The organism is Streptomyces sp. NPDC003635 (assembly GCF_053587635.1).
On the sequence record NZ_JBSFOK010000006.1, the window covers coordinates 88,657 to 113,347 of the forward strand.

Here is a 24,691-nt window from a genome sequence, read left to right on the forward strand (position 1 = left end):
CCCCGCCCATGAGCAAAGGCCCCCCGCTGCTGCGAAGGGCCTTCACTTGCTGTGCGCCGCCAGGGACTCGAACCCCGGACCCGCTGATGCTGCATCCTCTGGGGGCCGACCCCCAGACCCCCAGCCGTGGCGTGAGTTGCCCCGCCCATGAGCAAAGGCCCCCCGCTGCTGCGAAGGGCCTTCACTTGCTGTGCGCCGCCAGGGACTCGAACCCCGGACCCGCTGATTAAGAGTCAGCTGCTCTAACCAACTGAGCTAGCGGCGCATGACTCACGTCAGCTGCTTGACTTGGTGTCTCGCGGCTGACGACAAAGAAAATACTACCTGGTCCCGGGGGGTGCTCTTGACCAAGATCAGGTGTGCCGACTCAGGGGCGCGGGGAACTGCGCGAGCAGCCCCCGCCGGCCCGCGGTCGACACGCGACGTACCTAGATCGCCAGCGACAGAAGAACAGGCGCCGCATTCCGGTTGAGTGCGTCCGCCGCCTGGCGGAGGCGGTGGGCGTGTTCCACCGGCAGGGACAGGGCCAGGCACCCCACTGAAGAGCCCGCGGTGATCGGCACCGCCGCGCACACCGTGCCGATGGCGTACTCCTGGAGGTCCAGGACGGGCACCGTCGGCGGCTGGGACTCCAGACGGGAGAGCAGCAGCTTGTCGCTGGTGATCGTGCGCGAGGTGAGGCGGGCCATCTTGTGCCGGGAGAGGTGGTCCCGCCTGCCGTTGTGGTCCAGCTGCGTCAGCAGGCTCTTGCCGACCGCCGTGGCGTGCGCGGAGACCCGGAAGTCCACCCACTCGTTCACCGCCGGAGTCTTTGGTCCGGCCGCGTACTGTGTGACCTTCACCTCACCGTCGACGTACCGGCTGATGTACACCGCCGCGCCGACCGAGTCGCGCAGCCGGTCCAGGGTCTGCTGGAGTTTCTCGCGCAGCGCGGCCTCCCGGTCGTGCGCCGAGCCCAGCCGGGCCAGCGCCTTCCCGGTGACGTACGCGCCGTCGGCGACCTGCTCGACGTAACCCTCACGGCGCAGCATCCTCAGGAGGCTGGTCAGGCGCTCCGGGTTGAGGGTGGTGTGCCGGGCGAGTTCGGCGTCGGTGATTCCGGTGGTGTGCCGTGCCACCGTCTCCAGGACGCGCAAGGCGTCCTGGGCCGAGTGGTACGGCGCGGTCGGCTCGTGCTTCAGCGCCACGGTGTCCCCCTGCGCTAGCTTGTGGGGCCGGATTCCAGTCAGCCAATCGACTCCACGATAGCCGCCAAGAGGCCTGGAGTGAGCGGTTGTTCACAAGATTCCGACGCCCTCAGCTGCGGTGATAACCCTCTGGCATATGACAGGGCCATGCCTCGGGAGTCGGGATCACAGCACCGCGCTGAGAAACTCCCGGGTCCGGTCGTGTTCGGGCTCGCTGAAGATCTTCTCCGGGGCTCCCGCCTCGATGACCCGGCCCGAGTCGAACATCAGTACTTGGTCGGATATGTCCCGGGCGAAATTCATCTCGTGGGTCACACAGAGCATCGTGATGTCGGTGGAGCGCGCGATGTCCCTGAGGACATCGAGGACTCCCGCGACCAGCTCCGGGTCCAGCGCCGAGGTCACCTCGTCCAGCAGCAGCACCTGCGGCCGCATCGCGAGCGCCCGCGCGATCGCCACCCGCTGCTGCTGGCCGCCGGAGAGCTGGCCGGGGTGCTTGTCGAGGTGCTCGGTGAGCCCGACCAGCTCCAGCAGTTCCCGCGCCCGCTCCTCGGCCGCGTCCTTGGACATGCCGAGCACCGTGACCGGGGCCTCGGTGATGTTCCGCAGGACCGTCATGTTCGGGAACAGGTTGAACTGCTGGAACACCATCCCGATCTTCTTGCGGACCTCGCGGACCTGCTTCTCCGGTGCCGGGAACAGCCGCTCCCCGTCCACGGTGATCGTGCCCTCGTCGGGCTTGGTCAGCGTCATCAGCAGGCGCAGGATCGTCGTCTTGCCCGAGCCGGACGGACCGATCAGCGTGACGTGCTTGCCGGCCTGGACCGAGAAGTCGAGGTGGTCGAGGACGGTGTTGTCGCCGAACCGCTTGGTGACCTGTTCGAGCCGGATGAGCTCGCCGTTCGACCGCTTGTCGGCGGGGTTCATGTCGGGACTGTGCTGGATGTCAGTGGACAAGGCGTCGCTCCAGGGCTCGCAGAAGAAGGGAGGCCAGATAGGAAATGACGATGAAGGCCACGCCGATCACCGTCAGCGGCTCGGTGAACTGGAACTGCTCCTGGGCGAACAGCCGGGCCTCGCCGAGCATGTCGAGCACGGTGATCGCCATCAGCATCGGCGTGTCCTTGAGCATCGCGATCACGTAGTTGCCGAGCGCCGGCACGACCCGCCGGATGGCCTGCGGGAGGATCACCGCCGTCCACGTCCGGGTGAGCGGCAGGTTCAGCGCCGTCGCGGCCTCCCACTGGCCGACCGGCACCGCCTCGATGCCGGCCCGGTAGACCTGCATCGTGTACGTCGAGTAGTGCAGCCCGATGGCGAAGACACCGGTGGTCAGCGCGGAGGCGGTGACGCCCCACTCGGGCAGCACGTAGAAGAGGAAGAACAGCTGCACCAGCAGCGGGGTGTTGCGCACGAACTCGGTGACCGCGCCGACCGGCCAGGTCACCCAGCGGGTGGGCACCCGCATCAGCAGCGCCCACACCAGGCCCAGTACGAAGGCGATGACCGAGCCGAGCGCCAGCGCCTGGAGGGTGACCAGCAGGCCGTCCCAGAACTGCGGCATGAAGTCGGCGACCGCTCCCCAGTCCCACGTCATCCGAGACCACCTCCGACGCCGGTGCCCACCGGCTCAGGCGCGACGATTTTCTTCTCCGGCCGCTTCCCGACCCCGGCCTTCAGCTTCTTCTCCAGCCCGCGCATCAGCCGGGTCAGCAGGAAGGCGATCACGAAGTAGATGAGCAGGATGTACGTGTAGATCTCCGCGCTCTCCTGGAGCGCGAGCCGTACCAGGTTGCCGCTGAAGGCGAGGTCGCCCATGCCCATGACCGACACCAGTGCGGTGCCCTTGAGCAGCTCGATCAGCAGGTTGGAGAAGGGCGGGATCATCTCCGGCACCGCCTGCGGCAGCAGGATCAGCTTCATCCGCTGCCAGGGCGTGAAGCTGAGCGCGATGCCGCCCTCCTTCTGTGCCGGATCGACCGCGTTCAACGCGCCGCGCACGATCTCCGAGCCGTAGGCGCCGTAGGTGAGCCCGAGGGCGAGCGTGCCCGCCCACAGGGGCACCAGCTGCCAGCCGAAGGCCGGCGGCAGCACGAAGAACACCCAGAAGATCATCACCAGCGCCGAGGTCCCGCGGAACACCTCGGTGTAGAAGCCCGCGAGGAAGCGGACGATCCACAGCCGGTGGGTGCGGGCGATACCGGCCACGAACGCCACGGCCGTGGCGAGCAGCGCGCTGAGCACGAGGAGCTGGAGGGTGACCCAGACTCCCTTGAGCACCAGTTCCCACAGTCCTGAGGTCATCCGCCGCAGAGCTCCTTCGCGGTCAGATCCGTCATCTCCGCCTCGGTGAAGCCGAACGGCTTGAGGATGCGCAGCAGTTCGCCGCTCTTCTTCAGCTTGCGCAGCTCCACGTTGAAGGCGTCCCGCAGCCTGGTCTCGGTGGGCCGGAACGCGAACGCGCCGCCGTCGACGTGCGGTTTGCCCCCGACCAGCGGCTTGAACGGTTCGGTCGCCTCGGCCTTGCCGGACTTCTTCACCACCTCGCGGGTGGTCAGCGCCGTCCCCGCGAAGACGTCGACCCGGCCGGCCTCGACGGCGTTCAGTCCCGCGACCTGGTCGGGGACGATGAGGATGTCGCTCTCCTTGTACCCGGCCTCGACCGCGTACTGGATCTCCGCGTACCCGGTGCCGGTCGCGAACCTCGCCTTCTTCTCCACGACGTCCTGATAGTTGTTCAGCCCCTTCGGGTTGCCCTTGCGGACGATGAAGGAGTCGAGCATCTGATAGTCGGGATCGGCGAAGATGACCTGCTCACAGCGCTCGGGGTTGACGTACATCCCGGCCGCCACGACGTCGAACTGCTGCGAGTTGAGCCCGGGGATCAGCGAGCCGAACTCGGTCGGCACCGGCTGTACGCGGTCCACACCCAGCCGTTTGAAGATCACTCGCGCCAACTCGGGCGCCTCGCCGGTCAGCTCGCCGTCCTTGTCGATGTAGCCGAACGGGATCTCACCCGCGATGCCCAGCCGCACGACGCCCGCGGCCCGCAGCCGGTCCAGCAGCTCCCCGCCGTTCTCGGTGGAGGCGGTGGCCACCCGTGAGCAGCCGGCCGCGCCCAGCGCGCCGAGCGCCGCCACCCCCGCGAGCAGCGATCGGCGTGTGGTTCCGGATATGTGTTCGTCATGTTCCCGTGGTGGAGCCATGGCGGCGCGGCTACCCGAGTCCATGCGATGTATGCCCCCTGGATCGCGAGGCGGGATGAGGGCACCGTGGAGGGCATGACTGATCGGTTCATCGAGGTCTCGCTCCTGAAGCGGGACATCCACTGCACGGCGAAACTGCTGGACGACCGCGCACCGATCACCTGCGCGGCCGTCTGGGACGCCCTCCCCCTGAGCGGCGACGTCTACCACGCCAAGTACGCCCGCAACGAGATCTACGCCCTGTTCCCGCCCTTCGCCGAGACCGAGCCGCCGCTGGAGAACCCGACCGTCACCCCCATTCCCGGCGATCTGTGCTATTTCGCCTTCGCGGGCGCCGAACTGGGCACCAAGGCCTACGGCTACGACCGCGAGGTCCGCCCCGGCACCACGCTCGTCGACCTGGCCCTGTTCTACGAGCGCAACAACCTGCTGCTCAACGGCGATGTCGGCTGGGTGCCGGGCATCGTCTGGGGCCAGGTGGTCGAGGGCCTTGCCGAGATGGCGGACGCCTGCAACGACCTCTGGCGCTCGGGCGCGGCGGGGGAGACGCTCAGCTTCCGTCGGACATGAGGGCGTGCGCCGCCCGCAGCACCAGGTCGTCCCGGTGCCGGGCTGCCACGAACTGCAGGCCCACCGGCAGCCCGTCCCCGTCCGTGCCGACGGGCACGGTGGCGGCGGGCTGCTGGGTCATGTTGAAGGGGTACGTGAAGGGCGTCCACCCCGTCCAGCGGCGGTGCCCGGAGCCCTTGGGCACTTCGGCGCCCGCCTCGAACGCCGTGATCGGCAGGGTGGGGGTGACCAAGAGGTCGTAGGAGTCGTGGAAGCGGCCCATCCGGCGGCCGAGTTCCATGCGGACGTCCACCGCGGCCAGGTAGTCCAGGGCGCTGTACCGGGCGCCGAGGGCGCAGATCTCGCGCAGCCCGGGGTCGAGCAACTCCCGCTGGAGCGGCCCGAGCTGCTGGGTCACCCGGGCGGCGCCGCTGAACCACAGGGTGTGGAAGGCGTCCACCGGGTCGGTGACGTCGGGGTCGGTCTCCTCGACGTACGCCCCGAGCGCGGCGAGCCGCTCCACCGCCCGCCGCACGGCGGACGCGACCGCCGGGCGCACCGCCACCTGTCCGCCGAGCGAGGGCGAGTACGCCACCCGCAGCCCGCGCACCCCGCCCTCGCGGGCGAGGGCGCCGGCGAAGGAGCCGGCCGCCGGGCCGAGGGCCGACCAGTCCCGGGAGTCGGGGACGCCGATCACGTCCAGCATCAACGCCGCGTCGGCCGCGTCCCGCGTCATCGGACCGACGTGCGCCAGCGTCCCGAACGCGCTCGCCGGATACAGCGGCACCCGGCCGTACGTCGGCTTCATCGCGAAGATCCCGCAGAAGGACGCCGGGATGCGGACGCTGCCGCCCCCGTCGGTGCCGAGCGCGAGCGGGCCCGCGCCGAGGGCCACGGCCGCGGCGGCGCCCCCGCTGGAACCGCCTGCCGTGCGCGTCGGGTCGAGCGGATGCCGGGTGACACCGGTCAGCGGCGAGTCGGTGACGCCCTTCCAGCCGAACTCCGGCGTCGTGGTCTTGCCGAGGAAGACGGCGCCGTGCGCCCGCAGCCGCGCCACGGAGGGCGCGTCCTCCTCCCAAGTCCCCCTCTCCGCAATGGTCCTGGAACCCTTGAGGGTGGGCGCGCCCCGCGTGAGCAGGATGTCCTTCACGGTGACCGGGACCCCGTCCAGCAGCCCGCCCGGCTCCCCGCGCCGCCACCGCTCGGCCGACTCCCGCGCCCGCTCCAGCGCCTGTTCCGCGGTGATCCGCACGAAGGCGTTCACCTCCGGCTGGATCAGCTCGGCCCGCTCCAGCGCGGCACGCGTGGCGTCCACCGGGCTGAACGCGCCCGTGCGATACCCGTCGAGGAGTTGTACGGCGGTCAGTCCGGTCAGGTCGGTCATACGCCCTCCAGCGGTGGGAAGTTCAGCGTCCTGGCACGTACCCGCGTTGCTTGTCGACGACGTTCGGCAGCGTCCGGCCCGCCTCCCAGCGGGCGTACAGGTCCACGAACTGGGCGCCGAGCTCGTCGCGCCAGCCGACGGTGTCCCCGCTCATGTGGGGGGAGACGATCAGACCGGGCAGCGCCCACAACGGGCTGTCGGGACCCAGGGGTTCGTGCTCGAAGACGTCGAGCGCGGCGCCCGCGATCCACCGCTTGGACAGCGCCTCGACCAGCGCCTCCTCGACGACGAGCTGGCCGCGCCCGACGTTGATGAACCGCGCGGAGGGCTGCATCACCCCGAACCGGCGGGCGTCGAACATGCCGTAGGTCCGCTCGGTGAGCGGTGCGGCGGCGATCACCCAGTCGGCGCGGGCGATCAGCCGGTCCAGGTCCTCGGGCCCGTGGATCCCGGTCCGGGGCGTCCGGCCGACGAGGGCCGAGGTGACGCCGAGGGCCTTGAGCTTGGCGACGATCGCCCGCCCGATCGGCCCGGAGCCGACGACACAGGCGCGGGTGCCGCCCAGCCGCCGCGACTCGCGGTGCAGCCAGGTCCGCTGCCCCTGGAGTTCCAGGGTCCGGGGCAGATCCTTGGCCATGGCGAGGACGAGACCGGCCACGTACTCGGCGATGGGCTCGTCGAAGATTCCGCGTGCGTTGGTGACCACGGTGTCGGAGGCGGCGAGTTCGGGACACATCAGGTGATCGACACCGGCGCTCGCCGTGTGCACCCAGCGCGGCCGCGGCCCGCCCCCGGGCCAGGCGCGGCGGACCGCGTGCGAGGTGAAGTCCCACACGAGCAGCACGTCGGCGGACGGCAGCTTCCGCGCGAGCCCCGCCTCGTCCGTGTGCTCGATCCGGGCCCGCCCGGTGAGCCGGCCGAGCCGGGGGAGGGGCTCGGCGTCCAGGACGAGCAGCGTGGGGGTGTTCATCGACAGCCGTTTCCTCGCGGTGGCCGGGCGTCTGACATGCGCGGATTGACCACGCTCGCACCCGAACCTACCTTCGTCAACACGGGCGGTGCGTACGGTGCGTTGCTCCCCTGTTCCTCTCGGTGAGGCGGGTGCCTGCCATGGACGTCTCCTTTCTCGGCGGACCTCGGCCGCAGCGCGGTGTCGGTGTGGTCGCGCCCTTCGACTTCGCGCTGGACCGCGAGCTGTGGCGCTGGGTTCCGGACGAGGTCTCCCTGCATCTGACCCGCACGCCGTACGTGCCGGTGGAGGTGAGCCTGGACCTGGCCCGGCTGGTGAGCGAGCACGAGACGCTGTCGGAGGGCGTCCGCACGCTGATCGCCATCGCCCCCGAGGTGGTGGCCTACGCCTGCACCTCGGGCAGCTTCGTCGGCGGGATCGCGGGCGAGCGGGCGATGTGCGCGGCGATGACGAGGGCGGGCGCGGTGCCCTCGGTGACCACCTCCGGTGCGCTGCTGGAGGCGTTGGCCGACCTCGGCGCGCGCCGGGTGGCGCTGGTGACGCCGTACACGGTGTCCGTGACCCGGTCGCTCCAGGAGTACGTGGCCGAGGCGGGCGTCAGGGTGACGGGATGTGCGTTCATGGGGCTGACGCGGCACATATGGAAGGTGCCGTACAGCGATGTGGTGGGGATGGCGCGCAAGGCCGTACGGACGGCGGAGCCGGACTGTCTGTTCATCAGCTGCACGAACCTGCCGACGTACGACGTGATCCCGCAACTGGAGGCGGAACTGCGGATGCCGGTGATCTCGGCCAACCAGGTCACGATGTGGGCTGCGCTGCGCCGACTGGGTACCCGGGCCGTAGGGCCGTACCAGGCCCTGATCGATCCGGCGGCCCGCGCCGGCCGCCCGGTGATCCCCCCGGACGTGGAACAGCAGCAGGAAGGTTCGACATGACGGCACTCGGATTCCTCTACCCGGGCCACTCCGCCGAGGACGACTATCCACGCATCGAGCAGCTCCTGGGCAGCGACATCCGGGTGGACCTGGTGCACACGGACATCGGCGAGGACGCGCACCGGGTCGACGCGCTCCGGGAGATGGGCGCCCCCGAGCGCCTGGCGGCGGGCGTGGAGCAACTGCGTCTGACGGGCGCGGAGGCGGTGGTCTGGGCGTGCACGAGCGGCAGCTTCGTGTACGGCTGGGAGGGCGCCCACGAGCAGGTCCGCACCCTGGCCCGAGTGGCGGGCATGCCGGCCTCCTCGACGTCCTTCGCCTTCGTGCACGCGGCGGCGGAGCTGGGGGTGCGGCGCCTGGCGGTCGGCGCGACCTACCCGGACGACGTGGCGGACCTGTTCGCCGGGTTCCTGCGGGCGGGCGGCGCCGAGGTGGTCGCCGTGCGGGGGTCGGGGATCGTCACCGCGGGGGAGGTGGGGGACTGGACCGAGGACCAGGTGCTGGCGCTGGCGCGGCAGGCCGACGGGGAGTCGGCGGAGGCGGTCCTCCTGCCCGACACCGCCCTGCACACGGCGGCCCTGATCCCGACGCTGGAGAAGGAGCTGGGCAAGCCGGTCCTCACGGCGAACCAGGTGACCGTCTGGGAGGCCCTGCGCCTGACCGACCGCAGGGTGAACGCCCCTGAGCTGGGGTCCCTGTTCACCCGGGAGCCGATCGTCCAGGTGTGACGCGAGGATCCTCGGGAATAAAGCGGAGACTCCCTCCTGTTACGCCCCGCAGGACCATCCGGCGTACTTCAGGAGGCACCCACCGATGGCGGCAGACGAGATCCGGGGCGCTGTGCACGGCAGCGCACCCGTCCCCCTGTCCGTGCTCGACCTGGTCACCGTCGGAGCGGGCAGCACCGCCGGTGACGCGCTGCGCACCGGCGTCGAGCTCGCCCGCCTCACGGAGTCCCGCGGGTTCCATCGGTACTGGGTCGCCGAGCACCACTCCATGCCCGGCGTGGCCTCGTCCTCCCCGGCCGTGATCCTCGCCCACCTCGCCGCCCACACCGAGCGGATCCGCCTCGGCTCGGGCGGCGTCATGCTGCCCAACCACGCCCCGCTGGTCATCGCGGAACAGTTCGGCACGCTGGAGGCGCTCGCCCCGGGGCGCGTCGACCTCGGGCTCGGCCGGGCGCCGGGCACCGACGGCGCCACGGCCGCCGCCCTGCGGCGCACCGAACGACTGAACGAGGGTGCCGACGACTTCCCCGAGCAGCTCGCCGAGCTGACCCGGTTCCTCGACGACGACTTCCCCGACGGGCACCCCTACCGCCGGATCCACGCCGTCCCCGGGCCGATCCAGGCCACCTCGCCGGGCGGCGTCCAGAGCCCGCACCGTCCCCCGATCTGGCTGCTCGGCTCCTCCGGCTTCAGCGCCCGGCTCGCCGGTGTCCTCGGCCTGCCCTTCGCCTTCGCGCACCACTTCTCGGCGCAGAACACCATCCCGGCGCTCGACCTCTACCGGGAGTCCTTCCGGCCCTCCGAGGTCCTGGACGCCCCCTACGCCCTCATCGGTGTCTCCGCCCTCGCCACGGACGACGAGCGCGAGGCCCGGCGGCAGGTCCGCGCCACCGGTCTGAACATGGTGCGGCTGCGCACCGGGCGGCCCGGGCTCTTCCCGAGCCCCGAGGAGGTGGAGGCGCACCGGTTCAGCGCGATGGAGGAGGAGTTCATCGCCTCCTGGGGCGCCAACATCGTGCACGGCACCGTCGACGAGGTCCGTCAGGGACTCGACGACCTCCACAAGCGAACCGGCGCCGACGAGTTGATGCTCACCTCCCACGCCCACCGCGGCGAACTGCGGCTGCGCTCCTACGAACTCATCGCGGACGCCTACGGGTTGCCGACCGCCGCCTGAACGCCCGGCGAGCGCATCAGCTCGGAGATACGATCCGGCGTCACCGGCCGGGAGTACAGCCACCCCTGGCCGGTGTCGCAGCCGATCCGGCGCAGCCGGGCCGCCTGCGCGGCGGTCTCCACGCACTCCGCGGTCACCGTCAGGCCGAGCCGGTGCGCCAGCTGGATCATCGCCTCCACGACGACCTCGTCCGCCGGGTTCGGAGCGATGCCCTCACCGTCGTACTGGAAGCCCTTCACGAAGGAGCCGTCCAGTTTCAGTACCGACACCGGCAGCCGGCTCAGGTAGGCCAGGTTCGAGTAGCCGGTGCCGAAGTCGTCGATCGCGATCCGTACGCCCATGTCGCTGAGCGCCTGAAGCGCCTGCTGCGGGCGCCCGCCGGAGCCCATCACCGCCGACTCGGTCAGCTCCAACTGGAGCAGGTGCGGGGCCAGTCCGGTCTCCGCGAGGGTCTGTGCCACGTCCGCGACCAGGTCGGAGTCCCAGACCTGGCGGACCGCCACGTTGACGCTGACGAAGAGCGGCGGCTCGTCCGGATGGGCGAGCTGCCAGCGGCGGGCCTGAGTACAGGCCGTGGCGAGCACCCAGCGGCCGAGCGGCACGATCGAGCCGTCCTCCTCGGCCAGTCCGATGAACCGATTCGGCGTCAGCAGGCCGAACTGCGGATGGTTCCAGCGCACCAGCGCCTCCACTCCGCGCAGCCGCCCGTCCTCCATGCACACCAGCGGCTGGTACTCCAGCACGAACTCCCCGCGCTCGATGGCCGGGCGGAGCGTGGAGGCGAGGGCCTGGCGGGTCATGCGGTGGGCGTTGCGCTCGGGGTCGAACAGCGTCCAGCGGTCCTTGCCGTCGGCCTTCGCCCAGTACAGGGTCGTGTCGGCGGCCTGCATCAGCGCGGTGGGACTGGTCCCGGCCGCGTGCCGCTCCACCACCCCGATGGACGCCGACACCGACAGCCGCCGGCCCGAGATGTCGAAGGGCGCCTGCAGCGCCTTGAGCACCGACTCGGCGAGATCGGCGAGTTGCTCGGTGCCCGTCGAGTCCTCCACCAGCAGGGCGAACTCGTCCCCGCCGAGCCGCGCCACCAGCGGGGTGCTCGCCCGGGCGCAGCCCGCCTCGTCCGCGCACCGGGTGAGCCGTTCGGCCACGGCCGCCAGCAGCCGGTCGCCGACTCGGTGCCCGAGGGTGTCGTTGACCGCCTTGAAGCCGTCGAGGTCGAGGTAGCAGAGCCCGATCCGGCCGGTGCCGCCCTCCTCGTACGCCTCCGCCTCCAGCGCGGCCGAGAGCCGCTCGAAGAACAGCGTGCGGTTGGGCAGCCGGGTCACCGGGTCGTGGTTCTGCAAGTGCCGCAGCTGGGCCTGGAGTTCCCGGCGGGCGCTGATGTCGGCGACCGACAGCAGTACTCCGCCGCGGTCCTCGGCGGGCAGCGGCGCGATGGCGACCTGCACCCACAGGCAGTGCCCGTCGGGGTGCTTCAGCCGCCGGGTGCAGCGCAGCCGGGCCTGCCGGCCGCGCAGCACCTCGCGGTACGCGTGCCAGGTGCGGGCGTCGGAGGTCAGGTCCACCAGATCGGCGGCGACCGCCCCTTCCAGTGCCCGCGGGCTGCTGCCCAGCAGTTCACCGAGGGCCGGGTTGGCGCCGGTGACCAAGCCCTCGCGGTCGACGACGGCCATCGCCAGGGGGGCCGCTTCGAACGCGCCCTGGAAGGGTGCGCAGGACGGCCCGGTACGAGGAGACGACCCTTCATTACTCTCTGTGACAGCCGGCCCGATGAGATCTGTCGCGGGCGCCGGCCCTTCGGACGTTCCGCTCACCGCTCGCTCCCGCAGTGCACTCGATCTTCGGATAAGTCTCGTCGGAATGGCCGACCGACCTGGCGGCCGCCGGGCCGGGTCCGTGCAGGAAAGGGATCAGGACAGTACAGGAAAGGGTCAGGAAAGTGTGCCGATCATAGAGGCTGCTTCCGGGACCGTGCAGCCGCTGTCCAGTGTCCCGGAGTCGCCCGCAGATCTGACAATTCGTTTCTGCCCGCAGCTGGCCGGGTTCAGCAGCCCTTCGACCACATGTGACGGTCCGTGAGCGGTTCGGGGGTGTCGGATCGTGCGCCCCTCACTCGTCCGGTGCAGATAAACAGGGCGTAGTACGACAAACACCCACAGGCTGGGAGCGGTGTCCCGCGAACCGCTCCCGGAGGTCCACGTGCCGCGTCAGCTCCCGCTCAGGGAACTCACCCGTGCGACGATCCGGGGACTGGGGGACCGGCTGCGCGCCTGGCCCCGACTGCGCACCACCGCCGCCTTCTTCACCACGATGTCCGCGCTCGCCGCGACGTCCCTGGTCTCCGCGCCCTCGGTCGCCGAGCCGTTCTCGTCCGAGCCGTGCGCGCTGCGACGCACCGACGCCCACCACTCGGAGGGCGTGGACACCTGGAACGCCGCCTATCCGCGCCCGGACCGCTCGCTGGACGCCGTGATGGTGTTCCTGTCCTTCCCCGACTCGGTCCCGCTGACCAGTCCCGCCGAGCTGACGGCCGACCACTTCCCGGCCACCACCCGCTTCTTCGAGCGTTCGTCCTACGGCAGGTTCACCCTGCGCCCGCATCCGCTGCGGGACTGGATCCGGATGCCGCAGCCGTCGACTGCGTACGCCATACAGCGCGACTGGGACCCGGCCTACCGGGGCGCCTATCTGCGCGACGCCCTCGCCGCCGCCGACAGCCGGGTGGACTTCTCCCGCTACGACGTCGTGTACTTCGTCGCCGATCCGGACGCCCCTGGGGTGGACTCCGACGCCACCAAGGTCGTCAATCTGGACACCCCGCTGAGCGCCGACGGCACCGAGATCCGGCGGGTCGTGACGGTGTTCGAACAGCATCCGCCGGACCGGCTCGTGCTGGCCCATGAGACGGGCCATGTCTTCGACCTGCCGGACCTCTACCACCGTCCGGTGGACGGCGTGGGCGACTGGGACACCTACGTCGGCGACTGGGACCTGATGGGCAGCCAGTTCGGTCTCGCGCCGGACCTGTTCGGCTGGCACAAGTGGAAGCTCGGCTGGCTGGAACCCCGGCAGGTGACCTGCGTCCGCGATCCGGGCGGCACCCGGCTGACCCTGGAGCCGCTCGGGGCGGGGCCCGGCGTCGCGACGACCGGCGCGGCGGGGGCGCCCGCGTTCGGGCTCGGCGGCGGCACGAAGCTCGCGGTGGTGCGCACCGGCCACGGCAGCGCGCTCGCCTTCGAGGCGCGCGGCCGTATCGGCAACGACTCGGCGGCCTGCCGGGACGGGGTCCTGGTCTACCGCGTCAGCAGCGACGCCGAGTCCGGCCGGGGCCCGGTCGAGGTCATCGACGCCCATCCCCACACCGAGGCCTGCTGGGAGGACTCGGTCTACCCACCCCTGGCGGACGCCCCGGTATCCCTCGGCGAGAGCTTCACGGTGCCGGGCGAAAACGTCCGGGTGGAGGTGGAGGGCAGGACTCCGGCAGGAGCGTGGACGGTACGGATCGCTACGCGGTAGCCGGCGGGGGCGGCGCGGCTCGCGACGGGGCGGCTGGCGTGGGCGTACGCGGAGCCCCCGCGTGTGCGGGAGGCCTTCGTGTCGGTGCGCCGCCAGGGACTCGAACCCCGGACCCGCTGATGCTGCATCTTCTGGGGGGTAACCCCCAGGCCCCCAGCCGCGTCTGTCGGGTCGCGGGAATCGTGCCGCAAGAGCGAAGGCCTCCCGCGTGTGCGGGAGGCCTTCGTGTCGGTGCGCCGCCAGGGACTCGAACCCCGGACCCGCTGATTAAGAGTCAGCTGCTCTAACCAACTGAGCTAGCGGCGCCTGCTGACGTCGTAGACCTTAGCATCCTGGTCGGCGGGAGGAAAAATCGATATCCGCACGGCCGCGCGGGCCGCCCGTACGGCCGCCCAGAGCAGGATCTCGGGGCCCGGCAGCCAGGGGTGGCGGGTGTCCGGCGCCACTAACCAGCGGGAGCCGGAGGGGGTGGGCGCGGGGGTGCCGGCGGGGGCCGGGACGGTCACCGCGTCGCCGTTGCCGTGGCACAGCAGGGGCGGGATGTCCCCGGTGCGACCGTACTCCTCCCACCCCAGCAGCGAGGGCAGGCGCTGGGCCGTGCCCGGGGCGGCGAACAGCAGCATCCGGCCTCGGTACACCGCCACCGGCCCCGACCCCGGGCCGTCGTCCCAGAGCCGGTCGAGCATCCGGCGCCCGAACACGGCGGGGGTGCTGACGACGTCGAAGACCGAGCCGCAGGGCAGTACGACGGGGGCGTCGGGCCGCTCCTCCCACAAGGCCTGGAGGGTGCGCGGATACGTTCCTGCCGAGGCCAGCCAGTCGGCTCCGTCCGGGGTGACGCCGGAGACATCGAGATAACTGCTCATGGCATCCAGACTTACCCGGCGTGAGCGTTCCGTTCCAGAGGGTTGCCGGAAATCGGGACAGGAGGGTGCGGGAGGGAGTATCTTGCCCGGATCTTGCCCGTCTGGCATATGCCCGCCCAACCGGACTACACGGGGTCGACGTGCTCCCGGCCCTCGACCGCCCCCCGCATCAGGTCTCTGCCGAACTCGACCATCTTCTTGGCGTAGTCCTCGGTCCACTCGGCGCGCTCGGCGATGTCCGCGGGCGTCAGCCGGTCGAAGCGGCGCGGATCGGCCAGCTGGGCCGCCGCGATGGCCTGGAACTCCACGGCACGGTCGGCCGCCGCGCGGAACGCGAGCGTCAGCTCCGTCGCCCGCGTCAACAGCGCCCGGGGGTCCTCGATCGACTCCAGGTCGAAGAAGTGCTCCGGGTCGCCTGCCGCCTGCGTGGGCTCGAAGAGCAGGGGCGCGGGGCGTAGCCGCGGTTCGTTCCGACGCGGCGTGGGCTCCGCCATGTCTTCTCCTCCTCGTACGTCGCTGATGGCCCCCGTGAAGCGGGCCACCGTCCATTGTCCCGCGCCCGCGCAAGAGGGCCTCGACCCCCAGGTCACATGGGCCGTGGCTCACACGGGCGCTCTCAGGCGGGCCGCCACACCACCCGGTGTTCCGCCAGCCGTGCCAGCACCGCGTGGTTGGCCTCCCAGCCGTCCGGGAACTTCACCACCGTGCCCAGCTGGACCGGTTCCGTCGACGGATAGTCGTCCAGGAGCTCGGTCACTCCGGCGCGGCAGATCACGATGCAGGCGTGCCGGTGGCGGGAGGCGAGGACGCACAGGCGGCCCGTCTCCAGATGGAAGGCCGTGGCGTCGGGGCGGCCGGAGAGCGGGTGGAGGACCACCGTGACGTCGTACTCGCGGCCCTGGAGCCGGTTCGCCGTGTCCACGGTGACCTCGGTCACTCCCAGCTCCGCCAGGGCCGAACGGACCGCCGCCGCCTGGTCACGGTGGGCGGTGCCGACGGCGATCCGGTCGGCGGTCAGCGGCGCCGGATCCGGCGAGCGCTCCGACGTGGCCGCGCCACCCCGGTCGAGCAGCCGGCGTACGACCGTCGCGACCGCCCGGACGGCCTCCGGGTCCGTGCGCGGGGTGTGCCGCGCGGGAAGCTCCAGCAGGCCCCAGCCGGACGCGGCCGCCTCGTCGATCACCTTGTCGGGCCCGGAGCCGTCGGAGGGGACCGCGAAGGCGAGGCGGCGGTCGTCGTGGCCGGTGCCGCTGCGGAAGGGCGTGTACGGGTAGAAGGCGTCCGATACCAGCTGCGCCGCGGACGCGGGCAGCCGCCAGGACACCGGCAGCCGGTGCTGGGGCAGCTCGGGATTGTGCGCGAGCAAGGTGGTCACGGCCGAGGACGAGGGGTCGTACGACAGGCCCGCCCACTGTTCGCCGCCCACGATCGAGAACGGGTCCAGCTGGCCCGGGTCGCCCACGAACAGCGCCCGTTCGAACAGCCCGGCCACGGCCAGCAGGGAGTCCGAGCGCATCTGGTACGCCTCGTCCACGATCGCGTGCCGCCACGGCTCGTCGACCTTCACATGCGCCCACTTCGCGGCCGTGGAGATCGTGACCGGCAGCCCGGTCAGCTCCGCCGCCTTCGCGGACTTGCGCACGTTCGGCAGGTCGTCCAGCGCCTTGTCGTACGGATCGGCGTCACTGCTGTGCAGTCGGCCCACCGGCAGCCCGGGGCTCTTCTCGGCGAGCCGCAGTACCAGGTCGTCGACCTGGGCGTTGGTCTGCGCCACCACCATCAGCGGGTGGCCCGCCTCGGCCAGTTCCAGGGCCGCCCGCACCACCAGCGTGGACTTCCCGGCGCCCGGCGGGGAGTCCACGACCACCCCGCGGTGCGTGCCGTGCAGGGTGTCCGCGAGGATCGCGTCGGTGGCCCGCGCGGCAGCCAGGCCCGGGTCGAACACGGCGGTCACAGCACGTCCTCCTGGGTGAGCCGGTCGGCGGGCTCGGCCACGGCCTCGCCGGGCGGCCCGCCGTGCGTCCACGGTGTCTGCTCCGGGTCCGGCAGCTTCGCCCCGCCCCGCTGCTCATGTTCGAACAGCGTGAAGCACACCCGGTCGCCCTTCTGCGGCACGGACCCCTCCTCGGGCTCCTTGCCCCGGCCCATCTTGTCGAGCACCCGCAGGACCAGCAGCTCGCCGTCGCCCTCCACGAACTCCGCCGACTGCGGCTTCCCGCCCAGCGAGCGGTACACCTTGACCCGCTCGCCGAGCCGCGGCCGGTCGTCGGTGCGCACGGTGACCAGCGGGCGCGGGCTGGGCCGCTTGCCCTCGCTGTACGCCATGAGGACATCGGTGACCTCACCCACGAAGGCCTCACCGGCCAGCCGCCGCCCGGCCATCACCAGCGGGTCGTCGAGCGCCTCCTGGGCCTCCAGACGGGCCTGTTCGCGCTCGCGCGAGGCGAGCTTGTTCGCGGCCGTCACCGCGTCGTCGCGGCGCGGCTGCGGGGGTTCGCCCGCCGTGATCCGGTCGCGGTGGGCGGTGAACGACCAGCGGTCACGCGTCCACCGCTCCTCGACATGCGCGCCCGGGGGCAGTTCCCGCAACCGGTCGAGGCCCTGCCAGACCGCGTCCCAGGTGGGCCGGACCTGGCTCTCCACCAGCGCGCGGATCTCCCGCTCGGCAGCGGTCAGCGCGCCCAGCCGGGCGTCGGCCTGCAGACCGTCCTCGGCGGCGGCCAGCGCGGTACGGGCCCGGTCGTAGCGTTCGATGGCGGGGGCCAGCAGCTTGTTGTCGAACGCCGGGTCTGTGGCGGGGCCGGCGGGCGGGCACAGCAACTGGCCGCGCTCGTCGCGCGCCAGCTCCGCGCGCAGGGCGGCCTCGGAGCCGGTCGTGTCCTGCGGGGGGTCGATCCAGGAGAGCAGCGCACCCAGGTGCTGGTCCTCCAGGGTGGACTGTCCGGTCGCCCAGTGCCGGGCCAGGACGTCGGTCATGGCCAGCAGCAGCGAGGACCCCGGCACCCGGGACCGCTCGCCGTAGTGCGTGAGCCACCGGCCGAGCAACGGCACCCGGGGCGGCGCCGGATAGGGGGTCTCCGGGTCCTGCTCCGCCGTACGCCTGAAGCGCATGGAGCGGCCGAGGAGGCGGACGAAGTCCAGGCCCGCGCGGCTCGGGACGAGGAGTTGGGGCGCGTCCGCGCACAGGTCGACCTCGACCTTGACCCGCTTGCCGGTCTCCGGGTCGGTCTCGGTGCGCTCGGCGGCCTCGACCGCCTCGGTGTACGTCTCGATGTGCGGCAGGACGACATCGGCCAGGTCCGTCAGGAACGCGAACCTCAGATCGCGGTCCCGCGGCTGCGGTACGACGAGCAGCCGGGGCGCGTCCCGGTCCGTGCCGATCAGGGCGCCGAGCGGGGCGCCCGCCTCACCGGCGGTGGTGAGCGGGACGAAGACCAGGGGGCGCTCGGACAGGTGCCGGTGGCGGACGGTGGCCGAGGGCTGGGCGCGGCCGGTGCTGACCGCCTCGAGGCGGGCGAGGGCGGTGATCAGGGACACGGGACCGCCTCCCGGGCGCCGAGGGCCTCGGCCCTCAGGCTCGCCGCTCTGCGCAGGGCCGCCACCGCCGGGTCGGCCGGGTCGCCGGCCGTGCCGCGGGCCGCCGCGAGGACGTCCTCGACCGTGGTGAGACCGCCCAGTTCGGCGCGGACGGAACGGCCGAGTGAGGTGACGGCGCCGGCCGCGCGGGAGCGGTCGCGGCAGTGGAAGGCCAGTTCGCAGGCGGACAGGCACTCGGGCGCGTACGTCGCCGGGACCGATTCCACGGCGGCCGTCAGCTCGTCGCCGGGCAGCTCGGGGTCGAAGCAGGTGCCCTCGGGGAGGGCGGCGGCGATCTCCTCGATCCGGGTCAGCCGGGCCAGCTGACGCGAGGTCACCGCACGCTGCTTGCGGATGTCCACGGCGGAGGCGGTGGGCAGGTTGGAGAAGTCCTTGGGGCAGACGAGCAGGATCCGGTGCCGCACGCGCGGGGCGGACGCGGGCCCGTTCGGCTCCTCTTCCTCTTTCCCGCCCGCTTCCTCTTTCCCGGCCGTCGCGGGGCCTTCCGGTTCCGTCGCCAGCCGTGCGGCCACCTGCTCCAGAGCCAGTACGTACACCGCTGCCTGCCGGGCCGCCGCGCCCACCTTCGACGGGTCCGCGGAGCCGTCCAGCATCGGGAAGGACTTGATCTCCACGACCGTCCAGCTGCCGTCGGGGTGCACCACCACCGCGTCCGGCTCCAGGAAGGCGGGTGAGCCCGCCACGTCGAGCGCCAGCATCGGGTGGTCCAGCAGCGTCCAGGAGCCCTTCGCCTCGGCCGCCTCGCGCAGCGCCAGGGCCGTACGGGCCGTGCGGCCCTCGGGGCCGGTCGCGGTGAGATCGGGCACCCGCGCGTGGGTGGGCGGTTCGGCGGAGCGGTCCAGCTTCTCGTGCACCAGGCGCAGCAGTTCGGCGCCGCCGTCCGCCTTGACCTTGGCCTCGAAGGCGTTGCCCCGGGTCAGGGCGAACTGTGACTGCCCGAAGGCCGAGGGCGCGCCGAGCGCGCTCGCCAGTGCCGTCTTGTTCACCCCGGCGCCGTCGAGGATCGCGCGCCGTCTGCACCCGGGGTTGGCGGCGAGGGCGGCCAGGGCGCGCGCGTCCAGCGCCTTGGCCGGGACCTCGGGACCGCGCAGCTCAGCGAGCCGTTGCCGGAGCGCCGTCCCCCGCGTCCGTGGAGGAGGCACCCGGCTCGGCTCCGGGCTCGAACCGTGACTCGCGCTGCCGTGGAAATCGCTCACCCGCGGAAGTCTGGCATCCGCCACTGACAATCGAGGCCTCTGCGGTGGGAGAGGCCTCGGTGGCGACCGCCCCCGAACCCGTGGAAGCCTTCGGCGAGACGGCGGCGACCTTCGCCGCGTCGGCCGCGGCCTTCGCCGAGCGCGCCGCGACGAGGCTGCCGCGGCCCTCGAAGCGGACCCGGACCCGGTCGGCGGTGCGCAGCACGTACGGCGTCAGCAGCAGTCCCGCGACCATCACGGCGGCGCCCGCCACCGCGTCGAGGAAGTAGTGGTTGGCGGTGCCCATGACCACGATCACGGTCACCAGCGGGTAGACGACCCCGGCGACCTTGGTGAGGCGATTGCCGCCGTAGCGCCACAGCATGACCCCGCACCACAGCGCCCAGCCGCAGTGCAGGCTCGGCATCGCCGCGTACTGGTTGGTCAGACCGCCGAGGCCCTTGGGGGCGCTGGCGTCACCGCCCCACCAGCCGTAGGTGCTGTACTGCGCCATCGTGTCCACGAAGCCGTGCGTCGGGGACAGCAGCCGGGGCGGGCAGGTCGGCAGCAGGGTGAAGCCGATCAGGCCGATGAAGGTGGACGTCATCAGCCACGTCCGCGCCACGCGGTAGTGCACGGCGCGGGACCGGAAGATCCAGACCAGGATCACCGGGGTGATCAGGTAGTGCAGCGAGGCGTACCAGAAGTCGGCCGGGACACCCAGCCAGGGTTCGCGCGTGAAGAGACGGTTCAGCGGGTGCTCTGCGTTGAGGAACAGCAGCTTCTCGATGCGCAGGATCGCCAGGCCGTGGTCGACGGCGGAGGCGACATCACCGCGGGCCAGCAGCCGGCCGGCCGAGTAGCAGGCGTAGACCAGAAGGATCAGCGGCAGCTCGGTCCACCAGCGAAGCCGGAGTCGTGGTGCCGCCGTCATGCCTGGTGTCTCGGCATGCGGCATCCGATCGCCTCCCCCTTCTCGTCGTGGCGCCGGTTGCCCGGACCCGACACTTTACGTTCTCTGTGCACGCCCCCGTCAGGCGCCCCCGGCCCTGATAGACGCAGAGATCGCCCGCCGGGTTGCCCCTTCACAGGGTGGGGGATGATGGACGGGTTCCGCCTCGCATATTCCTGGAAAGGCCGTAGACCCCATGGCACCGCGCATTCTGCTGGCCCGGCACGGACAGACCGAGTGGTCGCTGTCCGGCAAGCACACCGGCCGGACCGATGTGCCGTTGCTGGAGGAGGGCCGGCGGGGCGCCAAGCTGCTCGGGGAACGGCTGCACCGGGCGCCGCTGGACGGGCTGCCCGGCGTGGAGGTGCGGACCAGCCCGCTGGCACGCGCGCGTGAGACGTGCGAGCTGGCCGGGTTCGGGGAGCGGGCCACCGTCTGGGACACGCTGATGGAGTGGGACTACGGCGCCTACGAGGGCATGACCCCGGCTCAGATCCAGGCCGTGCGCCCCGGCTGGCTGATCTGGCGGGACGGGGTGCCCTCCGGGGAGACCCTGGCGGAGGTCACCGCGCGGGCGGACGAGGTGGTGTCGTGGGCCCGCTCGGCGGACCGTGACGTCCTGGTCTTCGCCCACGGGCACATCCTGCGCTCCATAGCCGCGCGCTGGCTCGGCCTGGAGCTCGACTTCGCCGCCCGGATACGCCTCAACCCGACGTCACTGTCCGTCCTGGGCTGGGCGTACGGGGAGCCGGCGCTGGAGAGCTGGAACGACGTGGGGCACCTCGCGGGCTGAGCCTTGAGCGCGGTGGGCGCCGTCGTCACACCGCCCGCGGCAGGCTCGCGTGCTTCTCCAGGAACGTCGACACGTCCGCCGCCCTTCGGTGGGGGAGCAGGACCCGGGCCGTTCCCGCCAGCATCGTCTGGATCCGGGAGGACTGGACCTCGTTCAGCAGGTCGAGCACCCGGAGGGCGGCCACCGCCGCCTCGTCGGGCCGGCCGCCCCGCGCGAGGTCGTCCGCCAATTCAGCCGTGTACAGGGCGATGTTGCGGGTGAAGTGCGGGTCCTGGAGGTGCGCCGCCCGGCCCGCGTGGCGTGCCGCGCGCTGCCAGTCGCCCAGCATCGACCAGCACTGCGCCTCCAGCGCCTCCACCTCGGCCTCGCCGTAGAAGCTCATCCACTCGGGGTCGGCGTCCGAGGGGCCCCGTTGGTAGAGGGCCTGGGCGCGGGCGAGGGCCTGCGCGCAGCCGGTGCGGTCGGCGAGGCCCGCCCAGCCGCCCGCCTCGCGCAGCGCGAGCAGGGACATCAGGCGGGGGGAGCCGAGGGGGCGGGCCGCGCGTTGTGCCGCCTGCGCCGCGCGCACCGCCTCACGCGGGCGGCCCGCGTCCCGGGCGAGGAACGAGGTGTTGCAGAAGGCGTGCGCCTCCAGCGCGGGGTCCCCGGCCATCCGGGCGGTCGCCAGTGCCTCCGCGTAATGGGAGCGGGCGTCGTCGAAGCGGCCCGAGTCGTGCGCCAGCCAGCCGACCGAGATGGCCAGCTCCCCGGCGCCCGAGTGCAGCCGCTCCCCGGCGGCGTGCCGGGTGGTACCGGCGTCCAGCAGTGCGTAGGCGGCGCGCAACGGAGCCGCCGCGCGCTGGTACAGGCCGTCCGCGCCGTGCCGGTCGTCCAGCAGCCGGATCCTGCGGACCGCTTCCTCCAGCGCCTCCGCCTCGCTGGTCCCCACGCGCCGCGCGGGGCGTTCCGCGGCCGTCGCGTCGAGGGCGAGCCCGAACGGGCTGAGCGAGGCGGCGGCCACCGTGGCGCCTCCGCCGGTCATGAATGCGCGACGCAGCACGTCGCTCTCCTCGGGTTTCTCGTGCGTGTCGTACGGGTCTTGCGCTTCATACGGCTCGTACGCCGCCCACGTCTCACCTACGGCGTGCGCGGGGCTCACGATGTGCGAGGGGGGCGCATCCTCGGTGCTGCGCGCCCGGCGTCCACGGACCGACGCGCGGGGCGCGAAGCCCAGGTCGGTGAGTGATCGTCCCGGGAACATGTGCAGGAACACCCGTTCGTAAGCGTAGTTGGGGCAGCGGATCTCGCCCGCTTCCACCCGGCCGATGTAGCGCGCGTCACAGCTGACCCGCTCACCGATCTCGCGCGCGGCCCTGCGGACCGCCGCCGCGAACTCGGCCGGCGAGCGTCGGCCGCGCAACTGCCGGAACGCGACGTTCGGCCGGGGTGGTCTCGAGGGCTGGGTCGAGTTCAGATCTGACGGGTTCAGCTCTGACGACGTCATGGCCGGGTCCTCTCGTGCGAACCGTCGAACCATGCCGGAATAGGGGAGAGTTGAACGAATTGTTCGCTTCGTACCCCGTGATCCGGCGGGCAAGAACGTACCTGCTGCGCCGGACCCGCCATGCGGTGTTTGGCTACAAACCGGATATCTCATCCAACATCTGCCATGAACTGCCATCCTTTGCGGCGGACTTGTGCCGTAGCCGTTGACACGGTGACACGTTGAACCACGTGGACCGGGAGCCGCCCGCCTCCCGACCCGCTCGTTCGAGGAGGGGTTCCGTGCTGGAGGCCGGGATGGAGATCAATCAGGAGTGCGACCTGGTGACGGTGCCCGCGCGGCAGGGTCTCGAGGCGGTCGACATCCTGCGCCGGGGGGTGGGGGACGCGGTCGGGCCCGTACTGTGCGACGACGGCTGCGACACCCTCGGCTTCGTGGTACCGGCCGGGACCGCGGCGGCGTGGGACATGCCGGGCAGCACCTGTACGGAGACCAACGGGCGCGGATTGCGTCTGGACCCCGTGCCCCCGGTGGAGGGCTCCGACTGGCTGCTCCCGCCCGAGGAGGCCGACCTCGCCACGGATCCCGCGGTGCTCCGGGCGGCGCTCGGGGAGGCGGCGCGGCTGATCGAGGCGGCGGACAACTGCCGGTGACCGCCCCCGGCGACTGACCGCGCCCCGCCCGGCCGCCCCGCCCGGCCGCCCCCACGCGCCCCCGGCGGCATGACCGCTCAAGGCTCCGCATAATGGGCCAATGGGCAAGTCCAGAAACCCCCGCCGCCAAGACCCGGCCGCCGCTGCCGTCGTCGAGGCCGTCGACGGAGGGCTTGCCGAGCTGATACCCGACCGGGACCGGACCCGGGCCTGGACGCTGCTCATCGACGGCGCGCCGCAGTCGCACGTCGACCTGGACGATCCGGGCTACCTCTCCTTCGAGTACCAACGACGCCTCGGGCACGTCATCGACCTCGTCGCCCCGCCCGGCAGGCCCGTCCAGGCCGTGCACCTCGGCGGCGGCGCCCTCACGCTCGCCCGGTACGTCGCCGCGACCCGCCCCCGCTCCACCCAGCAGGTCGTCGAGCGCGACGCCACCCTCGTCCAACTGGTCCGCCGGGAACTGCCGTTGGACCGCAACGCCCGGATCCGGGTCCGCTCCACGGACGCCCGCGAAGGGCTCGCCAAGGTGCCCGACGCCTGGGCCGACCTCGTCATCGCCGACGTGTTCAGCGGCGCCCGCACCCCGGCCCATCTGACCTCGACCGAGTTCCTCGACGAGGTCCGCCGCGCCCTGCGCCCCGGCGGCTGGTACGCCGCCAACCTCGCCGACGGGCCGCCGCTGGCCCATCTGCGCGGCCAGATCGCCACCGCCGCCGCCCGCTTCCCCGAACTGGCCCTGGTCGCCGACCCGACCGTGCTGCGCGGCAAACGCTTCGGGAACGCCGTCCTGGTCGCCGCCGGCCAGCCCCTCCCCGTCGCGGAACTGACCCGCCGGGCCGCCTCCGACCCGCACCCGGGGCGGGTCGAGCACGGCAGGGCGCTGACCGACTTCACCGGCGGCGCGGTCCCGGTCACGGACGCGGCGGCGGTCGCCTCCCCCGCGCCGCCGGCCTCGGTGTTCCGCTAGACCCGGGTCTGGGTCAGTAGTTCCCGATCTCCACCCGAGGCGCGCTGTCGTGCCAGGTGCAGAACACCGACACCCGGTCCGCGCCCCGCGCGAACTCCACCCGGATCCACGACTCCGTCTTCCACACCTGCATCGACCACCCCGTGCCCGGGGTCGCCGACACGAGCGTCGCGGAGGTCTCACCGAGGTCGAAGACCACTCGGCCGCCGTCGGTGTCGTAGCTCTTGACCTGCCCGGAGGTGGTGGGGGAGGGGTCCGGGGCGCGCGAGGGCGTGCCGGTGGGGCCGGGTGTGTCGGTCGGGGACGGCTTCGCCGACGGGCTCTTCGTGGGACCGGCCGACGGGGTGCCCCGCCGGGTCGACGACGCCAGCGGCTTCGACTCCTGCGTCGTCGCGTCCGCCGCGGCGATGGGCAGGGCCCGCGGGGGGTCGTACGCCGTGCCCGCCATGACCGTGTGGACGCCCCACCACGACAGCGTGACCGCCGCGCCCGTGGCGAGCGACCAAGCCAGTGCGTGTACGAGTCCTCTGCGCATCGCGGGCCATAC

The 24,691-nt window shown here is 72.2% G+C and carries 24 protein-coding genes and 2 tRNA genes; 8 read left to right on the top strand and 18 right to left on the bottom strand.

Translation table 11 applies throughout. The features are described 5' to 3' along the window. Positions 1-191 precede the first annotated feature (191 nt). From ACWDRW_RS08140 to ehuB, 6 genes are all read right to left on the bottom strand, one after another. A tRNA-Lys gene (locus ACWDRW_RS08140) sits at positions 192-265 on the bottom strand. A gap of 163 nt (positions 266-428) precedes the next feature. Beyond that, positions 429-1,187, bottom strand: coding sequence for an IclR family transcriptional regulator (locus ACWDRW_RS08145; protein WP_451721464.1), 759 nt, complete (start codon positions 1,185-1,187; stop codon positions 429-431). 165 nt (positions 1,188-1,352) lie between these two features. After that, positions 1,353-2,114 carry an ectoine/hydroxyectoine ABC transporter ATP-binding protein EhuA gene (gene ehuA / locus ACWDRW_RS08150; RefSeq protein WP_451721606.1) on the bottom strand — a complete coding sequence of 254 codons (762 nt, stop codon included), beginning with the start codon at positions 2,112-2,114 and terminating at the stop codon, positions 1,353-1,355. 19 nt (positions 2,115-2,133) lie between these two features. Further along, a complete protein-coding gene (gene ehuD, locus ACWDRW_RS08155; RefSeq protein ID WP_451721465.1) occupies positions 2,134-2,784 on the bottom strand; it encodes an ectoine/hydroxyectoine ABC transporter permease subunit EhuD in 651 nt (216 codons plus the stop codon). Next, a complete protein-coding gene (gene ehuC, locus ACWDRW_RS08160) occupies positions 2,781-3,491 on the bottom strand; it encodes an ectoine/hydroxyectoine ABC transporter permease subunit EhuC (protein ID WP_451721466.1) in 711 nt (236 codons plus the stop codon). The genes ehuD and ehuC overlap by 4 nt, the downstream gene beginning before the upstream one ends. Further along, complete coding sequence (gene ehuB / locus ACWDRW_RS08165) at positions 3,488-4,393, bottom strand: ectoine/hydroxyectoine ABC transporter substrate-binding protein EhuB (protein WP_451721607.1); 906 nt, start codon at positions 4,391-4,393, stop codon at positions 3,488-3,490. Before ehuB ends, ehuC begins: the two co-directional genes overlap by 4 nt. A gap of 75 nt (positions 4,394-4,468) precedes the next feature. Between ehuB and ACWDRW_RS08170 the strand changes: the two genes are divergently transcribed. Next, complete coding sequence (locus ACWDRW_RS08170) at positions 4,469-4,963, top strand: DUF3830 family protein (protein ID WP_451721467.1); 495 nt, start codon at positions 4,469-4,471, stop codon at positions 4,961-4,963. On the opposite strand, the gene ACWDRW_RS08175 is transcribed toward ACWDRW_RS08170, so the two are convergent. Both ACWDRW_RS08175 and ACWDRW_RS08180 read right to left on the bottom strand, forming a co-directional pair. Further along, positions 4,944-6,326, bottom strand: a complete 1,383-nt coding sequence (locus ACWDRW_RS08175; RefSeq protein WP_451721468.1) for an amidase — start codon at positions 6,324-6,326, stop codon at positions 4,944-4,946. The two genes, ACWDRW_RS08170 and ACWDRW_RS08175, sit on opposite strands and share 20 nt — an antisense overlap. A gap of 22 nt (positions 6,327-6,348) precedes the next feature. Then, positions 6,349-7,296 carry a D-2-hydroxyacid dehydrogenase gene (locus tag ACWDRW_RS08180; RefSeq protein WP_451721469.1) on the bottom strand — a complete coding sequence of 316 codons (948 nt, stop codon included), beginning with the start codon at positions 7,294-7,296 and terminating at the stop codon, positions 6,349-6,351. Between the two features lie 140 nt (positions 7,297-7,436). On the opposite strand from ACWDRW_RS08180, the gene ACWDRW_RS08185 reads away from it, so the two are divergent. From ACWDRW_RS08185 to ACWDRW_RS08195, 3 genes are all read left to right on the top strand, one after another. Further along, on the top strand, positions 7,437-8,234 hold the full coding sequence (locus ACWDRW_RS08185) for a maleate cis-trans isomerase family protein (protein ID WP_451721470.1): 798 nt from the start codon (positions 7,437-7,439) through the stop codon (positions 8,232-8,234). Continuing rightward, positions 8,231-8,962: a maleate cis-trans isomerase family protein gene (locus ACWDRW_RS08190; RefSeq protein WP_451721471.1), complete on the top strand. Its 732-nt coding sequence runs from the start codon at positions 8,231-8,233 to the stop codon at positions 8,960-8,962. Before ACWDRW_RS08185 ends, ACWDRW_RS08190 begins: the two co-directional genes overlap by 4 nt. 85 nt (positions 8,963-9,047) lie before the next feature. After that, positions 9,048-10,139 (top strand): LLM class flavin-dependent oxidoreductase, encoded by a 1,092-nt coding sequence (locus ACWDRW_RS08195; protein WP_451721472.1) that lies wholly within the window; start codon positions 9,048-9,050, stop codon positions 10,137-10,139. Here ACWDRW_RS08195 and ACWDRW_RS08200 read toward each other — a convergent pair. Beyond that, the gene (locus tag ACWDRW_RS08200) at positions 10,115-11,953 is read right to left on the bottom strand and encodes a putative bifunctional diguanylate cyclase/phosphodiesterase (RefSeq protein ID WP_451721473.1); all 1,839 of its coding nucleotides are present in this window, start codon (positions 11,951-11,953) and stop codon (positions 10,115-10,117) included. The two genes, ACWDRW_RS08195 and ACWDRW_RS08200, sit on opposite strands and share 25 nt — an antisense overlap. Positions 11,954-12,308: 355 nt before the next feature. Between ACWDRW_RS08200 and ACWDRW_RS08205 the strand changes: the two genes are divergently transcribed. Continuing rightward, complete coding sequence (locus ACWDRW_RS08205; protein ID WP_451721474.1) at positions 12,309-13,655, top strand: M6 family metalloprotease domain-containing protein; 1,347 nt, start codon at positions 12,309-12,311, stop codon at positions 13,653-13,655. Between the two features lie 232 nt (positions 13,656-13,887). On the opposite strand, the gene ACWDRW_RS08210 is transcribed toward ACWDRW_RS08205, so the two are convergent. The 7 genes from ACWDRW_RS08210 to ACWDRW_RS08240 form a co-directional block, all read right to left on the bottom strand. After that, positions 13,888-13,961 (bottom strand) — tRNA-Lys (locus ACWDRW_RS08210). Then, positions 13,952-14,521, bottom strand: a complete 570-nt coding sequence (locus ACWDRW_RS08215; protein WP_451721475.1) for a bifunctional DNA primase/polymerase — start codon at positions 14,519-14,521, stop codon at positions 13,952-13,954. The genes ACWDRW_RS08210 and ACWDRW_RS08215 overlap by 10 nt, the downstream gene beginning before the upstream one ends. Positions 14,522-14,646: 125 nt before the next feature. Then, complete coding sequence (locus ACWDRW_RS08220) at positions 14,647-15,015, bottom strand: hypothetical protein (RefSeq protein WP_451721476.1); 369 nt, start codon at positions 15,013-15,015, stop codon at positions 14,647-14,649. A 122-nt stretch (positions 15,016-15,137) separates the two neighbouring features. Next, the gene (locus tag ACWDRW_RS08225; RefSeq protein WP_451721477.1) at positions 15,138-16,475 is read right to left on the bottom strand and encodes an AAA domain-containing protein; all 1,338 of its coding nucleotides are present in this window, start codon (positions 16,473-16,475) and stop codon (positions 15,138-15,140) included. After that, entirely contained in the window at positions 16,472-18,058 is a 1,587-nt protein-coding gene (locus ACWDRW_RS08230; protein ID WP_451721478.1) for a hypothetical protein, read from the bottom strand. The genes ACWDRW_RS08225 and ACWDRW_RS08230 overlap by 4 nt, the downstream gene beginning before the upstream one ends. Then, positions 18,049-19,260 (bottom strand): hypothetical protein, encoded by a 1,212-nt coding sequence (locus ACWDRW_RS08235; RefSeq protein WP_451721479.1) that lies wholly within the window; start codon positions 19,258-19,260, stop codon positions 18,049-18,051. The genes ACWDRW_RS08230 and ACWDRW_RS08235 overlap by 10 nt, the downstream gene beginning before the upstream one ends. Beyond that, positions 19,211-20,251, bottom strand: coding sequence for a phosphatase PAP2 family protein (locus ACWDRW_RS08240; protein WP_451721480.1), 1,041 nt, complete (start codon positions 20,249-20,251; stop codon positions 19,211-19,213). The genes ACWDRW_RS08235 and ACWDRW_RS08240 overlap by 50 nt, the downstream gene beginning before the upstream one ends. Before the next feature lie 190 nt (positions 20,252-20,441). Here ACWDRW_RS08240 and ACWDRW_RS08245 point away from each other — a divergent pair, with 190 nt between their 5' ends. Further along, positions 20,442-21,038, top strand: a complete 597-nt coding sequence (locus tag ACWDRW_RS08245; RefSeq protein WP_451721481.1) for a histidine phosphatase family protein — start codon at positions 20,442-20,444, stop codon at positions 21,036-21,038. A 25-nt stretch (positions 21,039-21,063) separates the two neighbouring features. Here the strand turns inward: ACWDRW_RS08245 and ACWDRW_RS08250 are convergent, their stop codons facing one another. Next, positions 21,064-22,521 (bottom strand): hypothetical protein, encoded by a 1,458-nt coding sequence (locus tag ACWDRW_RS08250; RefSeq protein ID WP_451721482.1) that lies wholly within the window; start codon positions 22,519-22,521, stop codon positions 21,064-21,066. 296 nt (positions 22,522-22,817) lie between these two features. Here ACWDRW_RS08250 and ACWDRW_RS08255 point away from each other — a divergent pair, with 296 nt between their 5' ends. Both ACWDRW_RS08255 and ACWDRW_RS08260 read left to right on the top strand, forming a co-directional pair. Next, entirely contained in the window at positions 22,818-23,174 is a 357-nt protein-coding gene (locus ACWDRW_RS08255) for a hypothetical protein (protein ID WP_451721608.1), read from the top strand. A gap of 100 nt (positions 23,175-23,274) precedes the next feature. Beyond that, positions 23,275-24,144 carry a spermidine synthase gene (locus ACWDRW_RS08260; protein ID WP_451721483.1) on the top strand — a complete coding sequence of 290 codons (870 nt, stop codon included), beginning with the start codon at positions 23,275-23,277 and terminating at the stop codon, positions 24,142-24,144. 13 nt (positions 24,145-24,157) lie between these two features. On the opposite strand, the gene ACWDRW_RS08265 is transcribed toward ACWDRW_RS08260, so the two are convergent. Beyond that, positions 24,158-24,679, bottom strand: a complete 522-nt coding sequence (locus ACWDRW_RS08265; protein ID WP_451721484.1) for a hypothetical protein — start codon at positions 24,677-24,679, stop codon at positions 24,158-24,160. Positions 24,680-24,691: the final 12 nt, after the last annotated feature.